The following is a 16,863-nucleotide window of genomic DNA, read 5'->3' on the forward strand; positions in this document are numbered from 1 at the left end:
TTTTTTCAGGTCGTCATCCTGCTCCAAATCTTGATCTTTATAGCCTGACGGATTATTATCCATGGCCTAATGATCCGTGGAATTATGCAGCTGCATCGCTATTCGAGCCATATCGCAGCTATAGATAGTGCCACCCCCTCCATCTTTTCGCCTGAAACGATTAGTTTTTCGATATCCCTTTTGTCAAATTGAACCTGAACCGTGGGCTTAAAAAACCGCTCAAGAAATACAGGGTAAGGAGCAGGTAGCAAAGCCGTAGGCACGAGTTTTAAGTCGGCTAGATCCATACGGACCACTGTTTCGCCGGATGCCCCAATAGCTATATTATCCACATAGGTATACCCTTTTTTTGTCACAAACCCAGCATTCAGCAGCGGATTTCCACCCTCATGTTTCAAGAGTATACAGAGCTTTGTGGCAGCAGCGATACCCGCAGGCCGTTCAGCAATTGTCGATTTGATATCTTTTACCCAAAAATACTGTACCCCCGAATCCTTGGCATGAAAAGTATAGGTCCAAAAAGGAACTTTACTGAGATCATGATGCTCCCGTTGCGCAGTTATGTAAGCCGTTTCTGGAATAGCGAAAGTTTCCAAAGAAGACACTTTGGACAAGGACTCAAAAAGCGCTATAGATGCACGATGCTCATTTAAACCCACCGTCCAATAACTATTGACACGATAATTCCAATCCAGCGGGGCTCCCTTCTGATTGTCTGGGTAGGTGATTTTTTCACCACCCACAAACACAGTAGCTGTATATTTCAATTCATTGCCCACTAATAAGGATGCCGGCATGTCCGCTTCATAGGTACAGTTATCTTTGGAGATCAACTTGATGTAGGGATTATGATCTTTCCAAAACGAAACCTGGTCCGTTTGTAGAATAATGGAATCGGGCTGTTTTTCAAAAACATAACGGAACTGCAATTTGGTAGAGCGCCCTTTTTCCAATATTTCGGGCTGCTGGTGTATCAATAAAGGCTGCTTCAGCGCTTCAGTTTTTGGCGCGTAATATTCGCCCAAATAGCCATTTTTCCAGGGCGAGGAAGCTAGCCAGCTATTTTTCAGCTGGAGATTCTTACGTTTTAACAGATATACTCCAGGATTAACGCTAAAACTTGTTTTAGCGACTGAAATAGCTTCATCGGTGTCATTTTTCCCTACCAGTGACCGGACGGTAAACAGGTCACCTAGATCAGGAATCCGAATATCGATCGTCTGTGACCGATACAGGATATGTACCACCTCCCGATCGAGCGATGGCTTAGCAAAAGGATCAGCGATTTTTTCTGCATCCGGCATAACCTCCAAACGCCATAGACCATCTTCCAGACGATCTAAAAAATAAGCACCGGATCCACCGTACTCCACCACAGGTGATGAACCATGACCGGCAATATGTTGCAATTTCGTTGGATTTAAAGGCCTTACTGTCGTATTATTGGTGTAAAAATACTTATCCTGCGCATTCATCAAGGAGAGATCCTGCTCATAACTGACGCTAAAATCGCCAAATAGGGTGTCTTGAGGATACTGTTCAAATTTTTTATTTCTTGGTATCGTATAAGCTACCTCCGCAGCGATCATGGTACTCAGTGCTTTTGCCGGGGTATAAGCCAAATTGAGATAATGTGTCTGATATTCGGTATTGTAGGCTGCAATATCCATCGGATCGTAAGCAAACTGAGTGATCCACTGAAATCCCGCCGAACGAAATGTGCGGCTCATTGCGGGATGCATGTAGCTGTAGAGATTATCAGCAGGATCATATTCGTAAACCGCCTTCGCTTTGTTGGCAAAGCCTTTCAAGTTTGAAAAAGGGATATCGTACTGATCAATGTAAGGAAGAAAATTCCCCTGGCGCTCCCGTCCAGCAACCAGTCCCACAGGATACCATTGATAGGTTGTCCCTTGGATATCAGCATCAAAATAAGCCTTAACATGTTCCATATTATGACTTACATTGTAGAAAATCGGTTTTTTGTTCCCACTTTTCTTCATGGCCTTCACCATTTGACCGATATAGTCCGACGTTGTCTGAATGGCACCTGTATGGCAAGGTTCATTATTTATTTCAAAGCCTATGATATAAGGATCCGTCTGATAAGCATTTCCGGTATAGGGGTTGACATGATGAAGTAATTGGGTAATGTATTTTTCCTGTGCAACTATCGCCTGTGGATTAGCATGAACTGCACACTTGTCATAATGATACGTAAATGCATCTGTATTTATATTTCTTTCTGGATAACCATTACCAAAATTGGTCATTCCCGTAATCAGGATCCTAATTCCTCTTTCCTGAAGTTTAAAGAACAGATAGTCCAATAGATCAAGGTGTTCATTGTTGATCAGGTTACCATTTTTATCGGAGATTTCTACATCCCAAATATGGATACGATAAGCATTATATCCCAAACGGGCGAAGTGGTAAACGTCGCGATCAATAGCCTGCTTTCGATCGAAGCCTTTATCGTGCAAAGCCCGAAAGGCATGGGCAAAAGGAACGGTATAATTGACGCCATAAAATGAAGCTTCAGCGTTGGAGTCGGACCAGCGCATGACACCTTCACGGTCGACAAAAACTGTAGGGATCTTTTTAATCGCCTTCGATTGAGCGTAAGAATTGACATAGCCCAAAAGAGCAAAGCAGCATAAAATAATTACACGCATGGATTGTATCGATTTATAATTTTTTGGTTATTACTCTTACAAACCTATCAAACGTGATTATTTTTTAAGGCCACATATCGGACAAAGAACAACACAAATTGGACATCCTCAACCACCCAACACAACAAACAGTACTAAAAATCAGTTATTTACAAATAACCCTCCATATACACCTTTGGTGACATCCCAAATTCCGATTGAAAGCATTTTGAGAAATAAGAAGCATTGGAGAATCCGACCATATACATCACCTCGGAAACTGTAAACTTTTTTTGCTGTAATAACAGCGCTGCTTTTTTGATACGAATGCTGCGTATATACTCCACCGGTGTATAGCCTGTTAGTTGCTTAATTTTACGATAGAGTTGTCTGGCGGCGACATCCGTGAGCTCACTGAGCCGCTGTACCGAAAATTCCGAATCGTCCAAATTTTCTTCGATCAGCTGTGTCACATTGGTCAGGAATTTTTCATCCGGTGAATTTACAGCTATTGCTTCTGTGGGTTTACTGATTTCGTCGATACGCAACTGAGCGACAATCTTATCTTTCCTATCCAAGAGCTGCAATAGCTGTATCTGGAGCAAGTCCAGATCAAAAGGTTTCGCCATATAAGCATCTATGCCGACGGCAACCCACTCGCGTCTGATCAGCTCATCGTCTTGTGCTGTCAGCAAAATGATCGGAATAGTTGCCGTCACGATATTTTGTCGTAGTTTTTTCACCATTTCAATTCCCCCCATATTGGGCATCATAGCATCCGTGAGAATAATGTCGGGCACAAAACTATGTCCGTCGATCAAGCGAAAGCCCTCGCTACCATCACTCACAATGCGGCAATCGTAATGCGACTGCATGGCATTTCGTAAAAAATCAGCGAGTTCGGCATTATCTTCGACGATCAGTAGCTTTCGTTTAGCCCCTACCGATATGCTATCGGTCGCATCCTTATCGTTTACATGGTCATGTTTCCAACTAAGCGTTACGGCTGTGCCCTTTTGATCGCTCGCTATATCAACGCTCCAGCCCAACTGCTCACAATAACTTTTGACCAGGTACAGACCAACGCCCGTGCCCTGTACAGCACTCACTTCTTTCAGGGAAGAACGATAGAATTTGCTGAAGACATAAGGTAGGTCTTCAGGTGCTATACCAATTCCCGTATCCCGAACGACAAGCTTGACATCCGGACCAATTACTTTCAGCCGCAGTTCCACGCCACCCTCCGGACGATTATACTTACAGGCATTAGCAATGAGGTTGTTGAGAATCGACCCCAATTTGGCTACATCGGTCTGTATAAAAAAGCTCTCTACATCGGCAACAAAGTCAATATGGACGGTACTGTACTCAGGTACCTGCTGCCAGTCAGTGATAATTTGCCTGCTATAAGCGACCAGATCCACCTGAGAGGTAAGCAAGCCCTGCAAGGGCGTCTGCTGCTGCTCGACCTGATCAAAAGTCATTAATTCCTGAATGAGATGGCTTATTTTTAAGGCATTTCGATGAACACCGTCCAACTGCTTCTTTTTGTCACTGTTTTTTGTCTGCCGCATCATTTGGCTGACAGGAGCCAAAATCAGACTTAGCGGGGTTTTAAGCTCATGCGACACAGCTGTCAGGAAGTCCATTTTCATCTTTGTGAGCTCAAGTACCTTCCTCCGTTCGCGCCTTTCCCATTTTAGCGTACTGCGAACCCTGAAAAAATTGACGACCCAAAATAGCAGGAAAATAACAATGAGGGCGTAAGCAGTTTTGGCCCAATAGCTTGCGTACCATGGATAACGGATCTGAATATGGTAGGTATAAATCTTCGACACAACATGACCGGCGACATCCACTTTAGCCAACTGAAGGTCGTAGTTACCCGAACTTAAGTTGGACAGGAGCACTTTGTTATCACCCCGTTCCATCGGAATCCAGGTTTCATTTTTTCCTTTAAAAGCATAAGCTAGGCGATAGCCTAAATAATTTCCATAATCCAAATCGGAAAATTCAAGCCGAAGGTTATTCTGATCATGCGCCAAAGCAATCTCGTTTTTATACCGTAAACCATAGTCGTAATTACCGAAACGTTCATTATTGACATACATTGCGGTGAGCACAATCTTTTTGGAACCATCCAGATCCGCTTGCTCATTTTGCGCGGGCAACAGGACCAGCTCATCAATTCCGCCCAGCACCACTTCCTCCCGCTCTTTATCGTAATACATCGAGGATATCCTTTGCCCGTATCTTAATAGTTCCGTTTTTAAACTCTGCTTATTAACCTGCCACACTCCAGTACTCGTTGCCAGCCAGATGTTTTCTTTGACCTCGGCCATGGCAGTTACTTCTCCTTTACCAACAGGATCAAAACGAACCAATGTATTTTTCCCGTCCGGAGCAATACGCCTCAATTCGCCATGTTCCCCTACCCACACCGTATGCTGTCCATCCTTCAGCATAAAGGTCGCCTGATCCAATGCATGCCCAGCGCTGTCTTTGAGCTCCGTTATTTTCCCTGTGGCCACATCAATGCTACTGATCCCCTTATTATAGAACAGCGCTAAGATCTTCCCCCTTCCATTGTCAACGATCTGATTGGCAAAATCTTCCAGAAGACCGTCAGCTTTACTGAAATTACGGCTTGCTATGACCGGGCCCGTCGCCTCCAATAAACGGCTTCGGTTGACGAAAAATATTCCCCCCATATAGGAGGCCACCCAGAGATTATCCTGTCCATCTTGCAAGATGTCGTACGACCATTTCGCATTTCGTCTTCCACTGGCATCGACAATTGTAAAGGTTTTAAACTGTTTCGTATGTGCATCAAACACATTGACGCCACCGTCTGAGGCTATCCACACCAATCCCGTATGATCCTCAAATATATCCCGGATACGGTTGTGTGCCAGACGATAGGTCTTGGCATCCATACGGTACCAGCTGCTTTCCGTATTCTTGTCGTCCAGCCCACGTACACGGATTAAACCATTATCGCCTCCCAACCAATACCAGCCATTGCGATCCTTGTTAATTTTATAAAAACGGTTGCCATCGCTGCTCGCTGTCAATTGATAGATCGGCAGTATTTTTTCCACCTTGCGGTTAGACCATAAGGAAAATCCCAGATCGGTACCCAGCCAGATATTTTCCGACCGATCCTTAAAGATACTCCACACGATGTTATTGGCCAGCGAGTTTCTATTGCGGGAATCATGTTTGATCCGTTTGACCAACTGCTGATCCAGCTGATACGTAAAAAGACCATCATCCGTACCGACAAGCAAGGTGTTGGAATCTTTGGAAGCCATCGCTTTGATGGGATGGTTTTGTAGTACCGGAGTCTTCTGAAGCGTATAGCTCTTCGTATTATAGCGATACAGGCCGTATTCTGTCCCCACATAGGTACTTGCCGATTCCGGAATAGAGAATATAGAATTCACAAATTGATTACTACCCGGCCTATAATCTGGGAGCGGTAGAGGCACAATATCTTTTTTCGATGGATTTAATTCAAAAAGTCCATTATATGTACCGATTAAGATTCTATCGCCCACCTTTTCCAGTGCATACACGGCGGTTTTTGATTTGTTCTTTGGAAATAAATTCTGATAATCGATAAGTTTACGTGTCTTGGTATTATAGCAATACAAACCACTTATTGAACCGATCCACAAGGTATCGCCAACAAGGAGCAAAGACCTGACATCTCCAGGTCCCCCTGCCGGAAAAGATTCAAATCGGTCGAACTGATAGTTATAGAGCAGCACCCCCTGCCCTGTCCCCAATGCGAAATGTTTATTATCGATCAGTGCAATGCAGTAAACGAAAGTCTGAAAAGGAGATTTGGTCCCCGTGAGCGGCTGCAGCGCATAGCCATCATAATTAAATAACCCATTGTTACTTCCCAGCCAAAGCATCCCCAAGCTATCCTGTGCAAAAGAGTGGACTGTATTTGCATTCGTTCCCAAGGAAATATTGCGAAAAGAGGGATAATCCAGCGATTGCCCGAAAACAGCCGTACCCACGAAGGAACAGACAAGTAACCAATAGAAATAAAGAGATTGCATTTTTTATAAGCGCTATACCACAAACTTAATTATTTCAAATGGAATAGCACTTATCCAATCAATCTTCTCAAGCGGAAATAGCATTCTGTAACAGTAGCAAAATTTGCCTGTTTTGTATCTGCTGCACATGAAGTGAGCAGTAACAAAATAAAATATTTGACCTATTCCTTTAAGCAATAATCATATTATATTGTTCTGGTTTATGGCAGATCATCCGATATACTAGGTTGTCAAAAATATTCCCTTTCATAAAACTTCTGTTGAATCGATAGGTATATTCATTAATATATTCCTGTAGATCTCCAACGTGATGGTACATTCCTCTCAACCAGCTTTTAAAGGTCATGATAACCCTGTGTAGTTCTGGGAAGTTCTCACCTTTCTTACCAGATTTGACACGCTCCATATTTTCGAAATCTTTCAATATCGGCTTATAACCTGTCCATTTGTCGGTGGTCACCTTAGCCTGTGGCTCTATGTTTTGCTTCATGAAGCTACCTAAGTTGATCGCATCGGCTTTGTCTATCACCTTGGCGTAAAAGCGCGAAACTCCGTTGCCTTTCTTTTCTATAGCAACCACCACAAGCTTCTTCTTTCCTTTTTTACGTCCTTTGGAATTTTCATCCTGACCGCCAACAAATGTTTCGTCAACTTCCACAACTCCACGCAAAGGAAATTTACCGCTGCTCTCCATCGCTTTCATCTCTTTGCGTTTGAATAACCATGCTACTTTTTGCTTGATCCCTAACTTCCTGCCAAGCTCGGTACTGGCAATACCCTTTTTGTTTGTACTTATGAAGTATACTGCGTAAAAGGCTTTAACTAAAGGAAACTTAACCTTATGGAATAGGGTGCCTGCTGTAGGAGATTCCAAATAACGGCAGCGATTGCACTGACGGTCATGCTCTTTTATTCCCTTGCAAAAACTCCCGTAACCACATTTCTTACATTTGTAACCATCTTGCCATTTCAAAGCCGATAAATAAGCTAAACAATCAGCATCACTGCTAAATTGCGACTGAAAATCGAACAAACTCAACTCTTTTTCTTTATTGCCTACCATACCTAAATTTAATCACCTAAAGATAAGAAAACTAAATTATTTAGCAAAAGGATAGGTCAATAGATCAATAATCTGAAAAACTAAAACTTGCTGCGTATAACATAAAGAAACAGCAAGATAAAAATAGATAATATGGAAAAGAAATTAGCATACATCGCCCCCAAAATTAATACAACGACAATCGAACTTGAGCAAGGTATTGCAGCTGGTTCGGCCTACGCCAGACCAGAAGATGCCAACAGCGGTAAAGTAAACGAACAATGGGAAGTAGGATCAACAGGTAATAGAAATATCGACTGGTAAACTATTTACAACAGTAAACAAAAGGAAGGGGCTATCCATGTGGATTGCCTCTTCCTTTTTTGCAATTTTATAATACAGGATCGTGTCATCCCTATTTATACTCAAACCTTTAGCGTACCCAAGTGCAGGCTGTCTGTATTACCTCCACCATAACTCTCGATAAAAAAGATATATACCTCATAGGTCGCTTCCTTTCTATGTTTTGGAATTTCAACATTTTGTTTGCCAGACATTAAGCTGCTTTTCAACTCGTTTGTCACAATTGGATATTCACCTCCGTTATCCGCTGCATTATATAGGATTAAGAACGAATCATAAGATCCCGTGTCAAACTTTTCCTCCAGATAGGCATCAAATTCCCAGGTGACCTGAAGCACTTGATTTTCTTGATCGAAATCCATTGTGTAGGAAGTAATGGGATTGGGGCTTCCTTTGGCAATCTTAAATTTCGGCCAATCAATCACAAAACCGTCTTCTTCCCGGATAAGTGCTTCGTTCAAATTATAAGACATCGCGACATCGTATGCCCGTTTAGGATAGCTGTACGCTTTATACCCCATATTGATGATCGGTTTTAATTGGCTAATATGTGACCTCACAATTTTGAAGCGTTTTCTACTCAGCAATTGCTCAGGAGTCGGCTCCCGTTTTTTAACGCTAGGGAGAGATCGTACATAATTTCCCGTTTTAGTCGACACAAATACAACAGAACCTGCTTTCCCGGAAACAGTTCCATTTACACCATTTTTGATGATTGCCATAATTGATTGAATATGTTATAGATAATAAAGATAAACATTAATACGGAAACATAAGCATACCAAATTATAATAAATAACAGTTTTCAATCAATACTTAGACAGTAATTAGTCACTGTTTATTCAGTCGACACTGAGCAAGCACTGAATAAGCACTGAACGAGCACTGAATAAGCACTGTTTAACAGTAAAATTTGGCTACCATCTGTTGCATCTAAAAACTAAAGGAGAAAAGGTAAAAGCAGATGACCTTTCCTGCGAACCTATAAAGCAAAAAAAATGTCTCCTACATTTGCTTAATACAAACATAAGAGACATCTTCTTCTTTTTATCGTAGGCCTGATTGCCACCCCAACGCTGGATCGAAAACTCGACCTACTGCTGCAGTTAAAGGACAGCCTGCAGACGTTTTGGAAAATCTTCAATCTTTGAAAGACTCAATTGCTTCATAACTTGAAACAAATGCGTCTTAAACATATTGATTGTATGCTCCCCACCTTCATTGCCCAATGCGCCAACGCCATACATAAATGGTCTTCCCATAAAATTGAAATCTGATCCAACTGCATGTGCGCGCGCAAGGTCAACCCCCGATCGAATACCACCATCTAACATGATTTTTATCTTCTTTTTATATTCTGGGTTGCTCGCCAAGTGGATCAATGAATTGATCGAAGATTCACTTGCATCGAGCTGTCGTCCACCATGATTTGATACAATGACTCCATCAACACCCAATGCGATGGCAGCCTGCATATCTTCATCGGTGGCAATCCCTTTAAGCACTAAGGGCCCTTTCCAAAGATCCCGAATAGCTTTAATTTTCTCAACATCAACTTTACCTGTAAATGTTCTGTTCATAAACTGTCCCAGCTGCGCTAAATCAAGTCCCTTTTCCATGTAAGGCTTCAATGTTGCAAAAGAAGGAATTCCATGCTTTAATGTTTCTATCCCCCAAGTCGGGCAGGCAAAGGTTTGTAAGATATTGGCGATACTCATTTTAGGCGGCATAGACAATCCGCTTTTTATTTCACGATAACGTAGTCCAAAAGCAGGTACATCCACCAGAACCACCAATACGGGACATTCAACAGCCTCCAGACGTTTAATAATATCATCAAGCAACCTGTTTTCCGTAGGATGATAGAGCTGAAACCAGGCTTTCCCATCAGATACCTCGGCAATACGTTCAATACTACTTGTTGATACTGTACTCAAAATATAGGGAATATCATTTTTTGCTGCCGCTTTCGCAAGAATTTCCGGCGCATTCGGCCACATCAATCCCTGAAGTCCAATAGGCGAGACACCAAAAGGTGCACTGTAACGACGACCGAATAATTCTACAGATAAGTCTATTTCTTCACTCGCAAGCAGATATTGCGGCTTCAACAGAATATTATCAAAATCATTCTCATTTCTGGCAAGGTTCAATTCTTCATTTGCTCCTCCGGTCAGATAATCAAATGCAAATCGGGGAATCCTTTTCTTCGCTTTAATCTTTAGATCTTCAACAGAAGGATAACGTGTATTATATATAAATTTCTGGCTCATGATTGATGTATTATTTATAAACAGCCTATGACTGCGCGCCAAACTTAGAAAAATTGCATTTCAAATGCAAGCTAATTGTAGCTAATATAAAAAAATCTGTCATACATTTCTGCGATACCCCAATTCAGCACCACCACTTACAGGTAGATTCACCCCTGTGATAAAGCGTGCGCGGTTTGACAGTAGAAACACACAGGCATCGGCAATGACATCGCCCTCAGGACAGTATCCCAGCAAATGAATATCTTTCAAAAAGTCAAAAACCTGTGTTGGATGTGCTTGCTCCAGTGTCCATTTGTTGAGCATGGGTGTCATAACAGCTGCAGGCATAACCGAATTGAGACGTATACCGACAGGTGCATAATCTATCGCCATAGATTTTGTCAACGCGTTGATAGCACCCTTTGTGGCAGCATATGCCGCATGGTTCTCCTGTCCAATATCCCCTACTAAACTGCTCGTATTTAGAATACAACCAGCAGATTCCTTTAAATGAGGATAGCCATACCGTGTAGTCAGAAGAACACTTTTCATGTTGGTTTCCAGCAATCTTGTCCATTCATCGTCCGTAGTTTCATGCAAAGGCTTTGCTGGGCTTGCCAGACCAGCATTGTTATGGATTGCATCCAGCCGCCCAAAAACAGCAACAGTCTTTTGGATGGCCAAATCAACTTCGCGGGCTTGCGTAACATCCGCACAGATACCGATATGTGGCGCACCGATCAGTTCGGCTGTAGCATCTACCGATCCCTGATCGAGACCAATAAAAGCAACCTTTGCCCCTGCTTTGACATAGGCTTTTACACATTCCAAACCGATCCCAGCACTTCCCCCTGTAATCAATATTATTTTATCTTCTAAGGTTTTCACGTTTTTATTATTCTTGTATTTAGCATCAAGTTCCAAAGAATCGGAACAAATTAAAAATTAGTTGAAAATTACATATAAAATCACGACAATAGCTAACAGCAATGCAGACAAAATACGGTAATTCCCGATACCCGACCAGGCTTTTCCCCGAAGTGGATCCACGGGGTTCTTCCAGTACAAATCCCGACTTTGTGCAGTATGCTGCACGGGATACTTATACGATAACAAAACCTGAAGTAACATACAGATCAAAAACAGATAGAAAGCCATCATCATAAATGGTGTCTGCCCTACCCACGAGTCAGGTAGCAGCTTATTCAGCAAAAATACGGCAACCCCCAAAACAGAACCTATCCACAGGGTAAGTTTTGCAGCTGTTGCTGATGCTCCTTTCCAAAAAACACCTAAAAGAAACACGCAGGTTATTGGTGGTGCAATATGAGCAATCACATCATTTATGCCATAAAAAATACTCTCATAGCGATCCAATAGTGGTAAAAGAGCCAGGGAAAATCCCATGGCAATAACTGCGGCAATTTTCCCGATACGAATAAGCTGTCCATCGGAAGCAGCAGGACGTCGCTGTTTAAAGATATCGTAACTCACCATGGTCGATATCGAATTTAGTGCACCCGATATCTGACTCATTAAACCCGATAAGAGCGCCGCTACCAACACACCGATCAATCCTGAAGGCAAAAGTTGCGTAATCATGAGTGTATAGATACCTTTTGAATTGACCTGCCCTTGATGGTCTACGCCAAGACTGCTTAAATCCAATTGACCTGTTTTAAACAGCGTATACGCAAATAGCCCCGGAAGCACAAAAATAAATACAGGCAAAATTTTCAGAAAACCACAAAAAAGGGCACCCACACGTCCATGGTTTTCGTCCTTGGCTCCTAAAACGCGCTGAACAATGGTCTGATCGGCACACCAGTACCAGATGCCTAAAATCGGATAGCCAAACAATACGGCATACCAAGGCATTCCACTTCCATCGTTGCTACCACGGAGCATAGAAAGACGATCAAGGGCATTATCCTGCGCCAGAACAGCTTTCATCGGCATCCAACCGCCCATCTTGTCAAAAGCTGCAAAACTGATAATAAAAGCCCCTGCAAGCAACACAATTGTCTGGATAGATTCCGTCACCACAACAGCGCGCAGCCCACCCAATATCGTATATATTCCAGTTATCACACAGATTACCGTAACACTCAAATACATATTAAATCCAAAAAGTGTTCGTAGCACAATCCCTCCGGCCAACATCGAAAAAGCGATATGAATAACAATGGCCGATAGTATGGATATAAACGTGAGCCAATCTCTGCTGGAACGATCATAACGCCGTTCCAGAAAGTCAGGCAAAGTTCTAACACCCGATTTGAGGTAAAATGGCACAAAAAAAAGCGCCAGTAAGATTAAAGTAAAGGCAGCCATCCATTCAAAGTTGCCGTTAAGCAAGCCTGTATCAAATCCGCTCTGTGCCAAACTAACCAAATGTACGGTTGAAATATTAGTTGCAAAAAGCGCCAACCCAATCGCTGGCCACCGAAGTGTCTTTCCAGCCAAAAAATATCCTTCAGCGCTTATTTCCTTCACTTTCTTAAATCGCCCTGATCCAGCCAATATGCCGACAACCAAAATCAACACAATATAAAAGATGGCGATACCTAAATCTAAATTTCCTAACATAACGTCAACTTATAACAAATCACAACTGCTTCCCACATCCATTGGGGTACGGTACACGCCATTCGCTATAGACACAGGATGTACAAAATGAGACTTTAGGTGTGGAATATGCTCCAAAAACAAAGCCTCGTGCCCAAGGCTTATATGGTTAAACAAAACAAGATGCTGATGAAGCTGCCCCATATCACCGACATGCGGTACAACAGGAATATTGTATTTCCGACAAAGTAGACTCACTGAAATAAACTCGCTCACGCCGCCGACCCGAACAGCATCCACCTGTACAAATCCCGCCGCACCCATTTGAAGGTAATTTTTAAACAAAATGCGGTTCGGCACATGCTCACCCATGGCAACTTTTATCGGCGCAATGCGCTCGGCTAAGCGTTTATGCCCGACAATGTCGTCGGGATGTGTCGGCTCCTCTACCCAAAAAGGATTCATCTCCTTAAGCTCTTGACAGATGGATAGCGCCTGAGGTAGCGTCCATTGCTGATTCGCATCGAGCATTACTTTAGCTTCATCACCCGCAACCTCCCGTACAATATGCGCACGACGGATATCCCGTAATGGATCTTCACTACCTACTTTGAGTTTCATTGCGGAGAAACCGTTATCTAAAGCACGTTTACAATTCTCCCGTACTTTTTCATCAGAATAGTTAAACCAGCCTACTGATGTATCGTAGCCCGCATAGCCCTTTTCAATAATGTCCATTCTTTTATGACCAGTTGAGATAGTCGACTCCAACAGGCTGATGGCTTCACCCTTTGTAAACTCATCTTCCAAATAGGAAAGATCCAACGTATTGACAATCTCTTCAGCGCTGAGGTCGGTTAACAGCTTCCAAAGTGGAACTCCTCTCGTTTTAGCCCAGAGGTCAAAACAGGCATTTGTTACCGAAGCTAGGGCCAGATGAACGATACCTTTATGGGGACCCAACCAACGAAATTGCTGTTCGTTGCTCAACTTATTAAACAATTGACCAAAATTTGCCATAAGATCTTCAATTGGAATCCCTTTCAATCGTTCGGCATAGAAAGCTGCAGCACGACAGACCAGCTCATTTCCTGCTCCCAGTGTAAAAGCCAGACCTGTGCCTACGCGCCCCTTATCATCTGCCAATCGAGTCACAGCATAAGAATAGATCGGATCCTTGTGTATCGCATCACTGCCTGCACCTGTAGCCAAAGGAAATCTTCGATCCTGAATATCAAACGTCTTTATCATAAAATCTTAACGTGCTTATTTTTAGTATTTAGGTTAATCTATTTTGAATTATAACTTTAATTTCTCTTTTAATTTGCGTAAAATGTCAACATCCGAATCCTTTATGCGTCCCATTCGATTGGGACCAACGTTTAAGATCAGGATATTGTCTTGCGCAGTTGCCGTCCGATAAATCCCCGCAAGCTCTTCCAAAGACTTATACTTCTTGTCTGTGGTATTATAGAACCAGCGTTCTCCAAGTACCACTGTTGTCTCAAAAGGCATATAGTAAGTGTGCCCCTGTGCCATAAAAAGCTTAGGGTCAGGATCGACCGGAAGATAAGGGTCGCCTAGCCTAAAGTCACTTGGAAAATAACGTATTGGGTAATAATTCTGCTGGTCTTTCGGCAAAACAATGTGTTTGTCCGTATTCTCAGGCGATCCGATGCTCCAGTTTATACCAATTTGACATCCAGGAACCTTTTTCTTGATTAAATTATAGATCTCCTGCGTGGGCCATCGATAATTCTCTTTTTCCCAGCCTCCATCCAGCCAAAGCTCAACGATATCCGTATACTTTTTGGTCATATCCACCAGCTCATTGAGCTGGTTCAACATATATTGATTATAGGCTGCATCTGCAGACCTGTCTTTAATATTGGGGTTCTGCTTTCGGTCCCATAAAGAATAATACAAGCCGAGTCGCATTCCCTGTTTGGCGCATTCTTTAGCCAGCTCCAGTACAACATTTGTTGCGTTCGAAGAGTTCGCTACATCATAATCCGTATACTTGCTATCCCATAAACAAAAACCCTCGTGGTGTTTCGTTACCAAAATCATGTACTTCATCCCGGCTTCCTTTGCTGTCGAAACCCATTGTTTAACCTCAATTGCTGATGGAGCATATGTGCTGGCGGGTTTAGATCCGTCTGTCCACTCCTGATCATGAAATGTATTCATGCCAAAATGAACGAACATGCCATATTTTCGGTCAATCTGCGCCCGCTGATATGCATTGGGCCGTACCGATGGAACAGGTACAATAGCCTTTGTTTGAGCACCGACATGTATACCTAAAACAGCGAGTGCCAAACTAAATAATATTTTTTTTCTCATGGTTACATTCTATTGGTTATTACAGCGTTTATTAATTTTATTTCTTTAGTCCGTATGGAATACCTCCGTCCTACCAGACCAAATCTCCCCTTTCTCCTGTGCGTCGGCCAAGGGTTGCTGACAAGGATCCGTTTCCTTCCACCAGCGCTGTGTCTCAGGATCGGAAGCCATTTTTTGCATATCAAGCTTGAAATTTTGTCCTGCATATTCAAAATAGCTGAAAAGAAAAAATTGACCATCTATCTCCTTCAAAAAAATAGAATAATTGCGGATATGACATGCCTTGATCTTTCGAAGTACTGTGGGCCAAACTTTGGCATGAAGCTTTTTATAATACGCTACTTTCTCGGCTTTCAATCCTGTTATGGATGCATAGCGAGTCACGGAGCGACTGCTCTCTGTAGACCGGAAGGCTGTTGTACAGAGTACGACCAAGACGATCACAAGGATGTAAGGATACAATTTAGGATACATAAGTTCTGCGTTATTGTATAATTATACGTAGTGGTATAGTACTACTAAATTACGCGCTTAGCAGGACGGAGACTACTGCTAGATTGCTCATTTCTCCCACTATATTAACAATTTTACACATGTTTACTTATTTTTAAGGCAAAATAGGCTATATTGCCTGTTCTTAATTTAAAAATAACCAAACACATGAAACCTGTTTTCGCCAAAATTTTGGAAGGTGCAGCTATCACCACTTTTGCGACCAAAGATGTGCAACGCCCATTCTTCTCAACCGAATTTCATTTTCATAGCGCCTGCCAGATGACCTATATTGTGGAAAGTGAGGGAAAGCGGATTATTGGCGACAATGTGAGTAACTTTGTTTCCGATGAACTTACTTTTGTAGGACCTGATCTGCCACATGTCTGGCACAATAACACTATAAATTGCGCAGGCTCTACCATTGCGGAGACAAAAACTTCCCGTTCTTTAGCCTTGTATATAGAACCTAAATTAATGATTAAACTTTTAGGGCATTTCTTTCAAACACACAAAGTCGAAACCTTCTTTTCAGTCTCCAAACGCGGTCTCCTATTCCGTGGCGCAACAAAGGAACAATTGAAGGTAAAGCTAAAAAAGATCGTACAGCTGGATTATGGCTTTGAAAAAACTATTTTGTTACTAGAGATTATCGAATTGATGTTATCGACAGATGAATTTGATTACATTTCCAGCGCTGGATACACCCACAACTATAGCCCTATTGACAATAGTAAAATTGACAGCATCTTTAAATTCGTATTTAACAACTATACCGGAGAAATTCAATTGGATCAAGTGGCGCAGCTCGCTAATATGTCAAAACACTCCTTTTGCCGTTATTTCAAATCCCGTACGCAGAAAACCTTCGTCCAATTTGTCAATGAGGTTCGCATCAGTGAATCCTGTAGATTGATTGTCGAAAACAAGCATCAAATCACACACATTGCTTATGCCTGTGGCTTCAACAGCCTTTCAAACTTCAATAAAATTTTCAAATCAATTAAAGGGATCACGCCAAGCCAATATAAGTCCCAGATATGTTAGAAAAGCGTCAAAACAAAGTTGCA

Annotated in this window: 12 protein-coding genes; 2 read left to right on the plus strand and 10 right to left on the minus strand. The window is 42.3% G+C overall.

The genetic code is table 11. The annotated features are described in order from the left end of the window. Positions 1–98 precede the first annotated feature (98 nt). From AACH28_RS02785 to AACH28_RS02795, 3 genes are all read right to left on the minus strand, one after another. Positions 99–2,675 carry a hypothetical protein gene (locus AACH28_RS02785; RefSeq protein WP_341831646.1) on the minus strand — a complete coding sequence of 859 codons (2,577 nt, stop codon included), beginning with the start codon at positions 2,673–2,675 and terminating at the stop codon, positions 99–101. A gap of 149 nt (positions 2,676–2,824) precedes the next feature. Then, positions 2,825–6,727: an ATP-binding protein gene (locus tag AACH28_RS02790; protein ID WP_341832176.1), complete on the minus strand. Its 3,903-nt coding sequence runs from the start codon at positions 6,725–6,727 to the stop codon at positions 2,825–2,827. A gap of 169 nt (positions 6,728–6,896) precedes the next feature. Next, positions 6,897–7,790 carry an IS1595 family transposase gene (locus tag AACH28_RS02795; RefSeq protein WP_341831316.1) on the minus strand — a complete coding sequence of 298 codons (894 nt, stop codon included), beginning with the start codon at positions 7,788–7,790 and terminating at the stop codon, positions 6,897–6,899. A 132-nt stretch (positions 7,791–7,922) separates the two neighbouring features. On the opposite strand from AACH28_RS02795, the gene AACH28_RS02800 reads away from it, so the two are divergent. Then, positions 7,923–8,093, plus strand: a complete 171-nt coding sequence (locus tag AACH28_RS02800) for a hypothetical protein (protein ID WP_341832177.1) — start codon at positions 7,923–7,925, stop codon at positions 8,091–8,093. A gap of 101 nt (positions 8,094–8,194) precedes the next feature. Here the strand turns inward: AACH28_RS02800 and AACH28_RS02805 are convergent, their stop codons facing one another. From AACH28_RS02805 to AACH28_RS02835, 7 genes are all read right to left on the minus strand, one after another. Then, entirely contained in the window at positions 8,195–8,854 is a 660-nt protein-coding gene (locus AACH28_RS02805; protein WP_341832178.1) for a DUF6266 family protein, read from the minus strand. A gap of 384 nt (positions 8,855–9,238) precedes the next feature. Then, positions 9,239–10,405, minus strand: coding sequence for an alpha-hydroxy acid oxidase (locus tag AACH28_RS02810; RefSeq protein ID WP_341832179.1), 1,167 nt, complete (start codon positions 10,403–10,405; stop codon positions 9,239–9,241). A gap of 99 nt (positions 10,406–10,504) precedes the next feature. After that, the gene (locus tag AACH28_RS02815) at positions 10,505–11,275 is read right to left on the minus strand and encodes an SDR family oxidoreductase (protein WP_341832180.1); all 771 of its coding nucleotides are present in this window, start codon (positions 11,273–11,275) and stop codon (positions 10,505–10,507) included. 57 nt (positions 11,276–11,332) lie between these two features. Then, positions 11,333–12,976: a sodium:solute symporter gene (locus AACH28_RS02820; protein WP_341832181.1), complete on the minus strand. Its 1,644-nt coding sequence runs from the start codon at positions 12,974–12,976 to the stop codon at positions 11,333–11,335. A gap of 9 nt (positions 12,977–12,985) precedes the next feature. After that, entirely contained in the window at positions 12,986–14,206 is a 1,221-nt protein-coding gene (locus AACH28_RS02825) for an enolase C-terminal domain-like protein (RefSeq protein WP_341832182.1), read from the minus strand. A 48-nt stretch (positions 14,207–14,254) separates the two neighbouring features. Beyond that, complete coding sequence (locus AACH28_RS02830) at positions 14,255–15,301, minus strand: alpha-L-fucosidase (protein WP_341832183.1); 1,047 nt, start codon at positions 15,299–15,301, stop codon at positions 14,255–14,257. Positions 15,302–15,346: 45 nt separating this feature from the next. Then, entirely contained in the window at positions 15,347–15,775 is a 429-nt protein-coding gene (locus AACH28_RS02835) for an L-rhamnose mutarotase (protein ID WP_286767553.1), read from the minus strand. Positions 15,776–15,961: 186 nt separating this feature from the next. Between AACH28_RS02835 and AACH28_RS02840 the strand changes: the two genes are divergently transcribed. Further along, positions 15,962–16,840 (plus strand): AraC family transcriptional regulator, encoded by an 879-nt coding sequence (locus AACH28_RS02840; RefSeq protein ID WP_286751832.1) that lies wholly within the window; start codon positions 15,962–15,964, stop codon positions 16,838–16,840. Positions 16,841–16,863: the final 23 nt, after the last annotated feature.

It is taken from the genome of Sphingobacterium thalpophilum (assembly GCF_038396785.1).
Classification (GTDB): domain Bacteria; phylum Bacteroidota; class Bacteroidia; order Sphingobacteriales; family Sphingobacteriaceae; genus Sphingobacterium; species Sphingobacterium thalpophilum_A.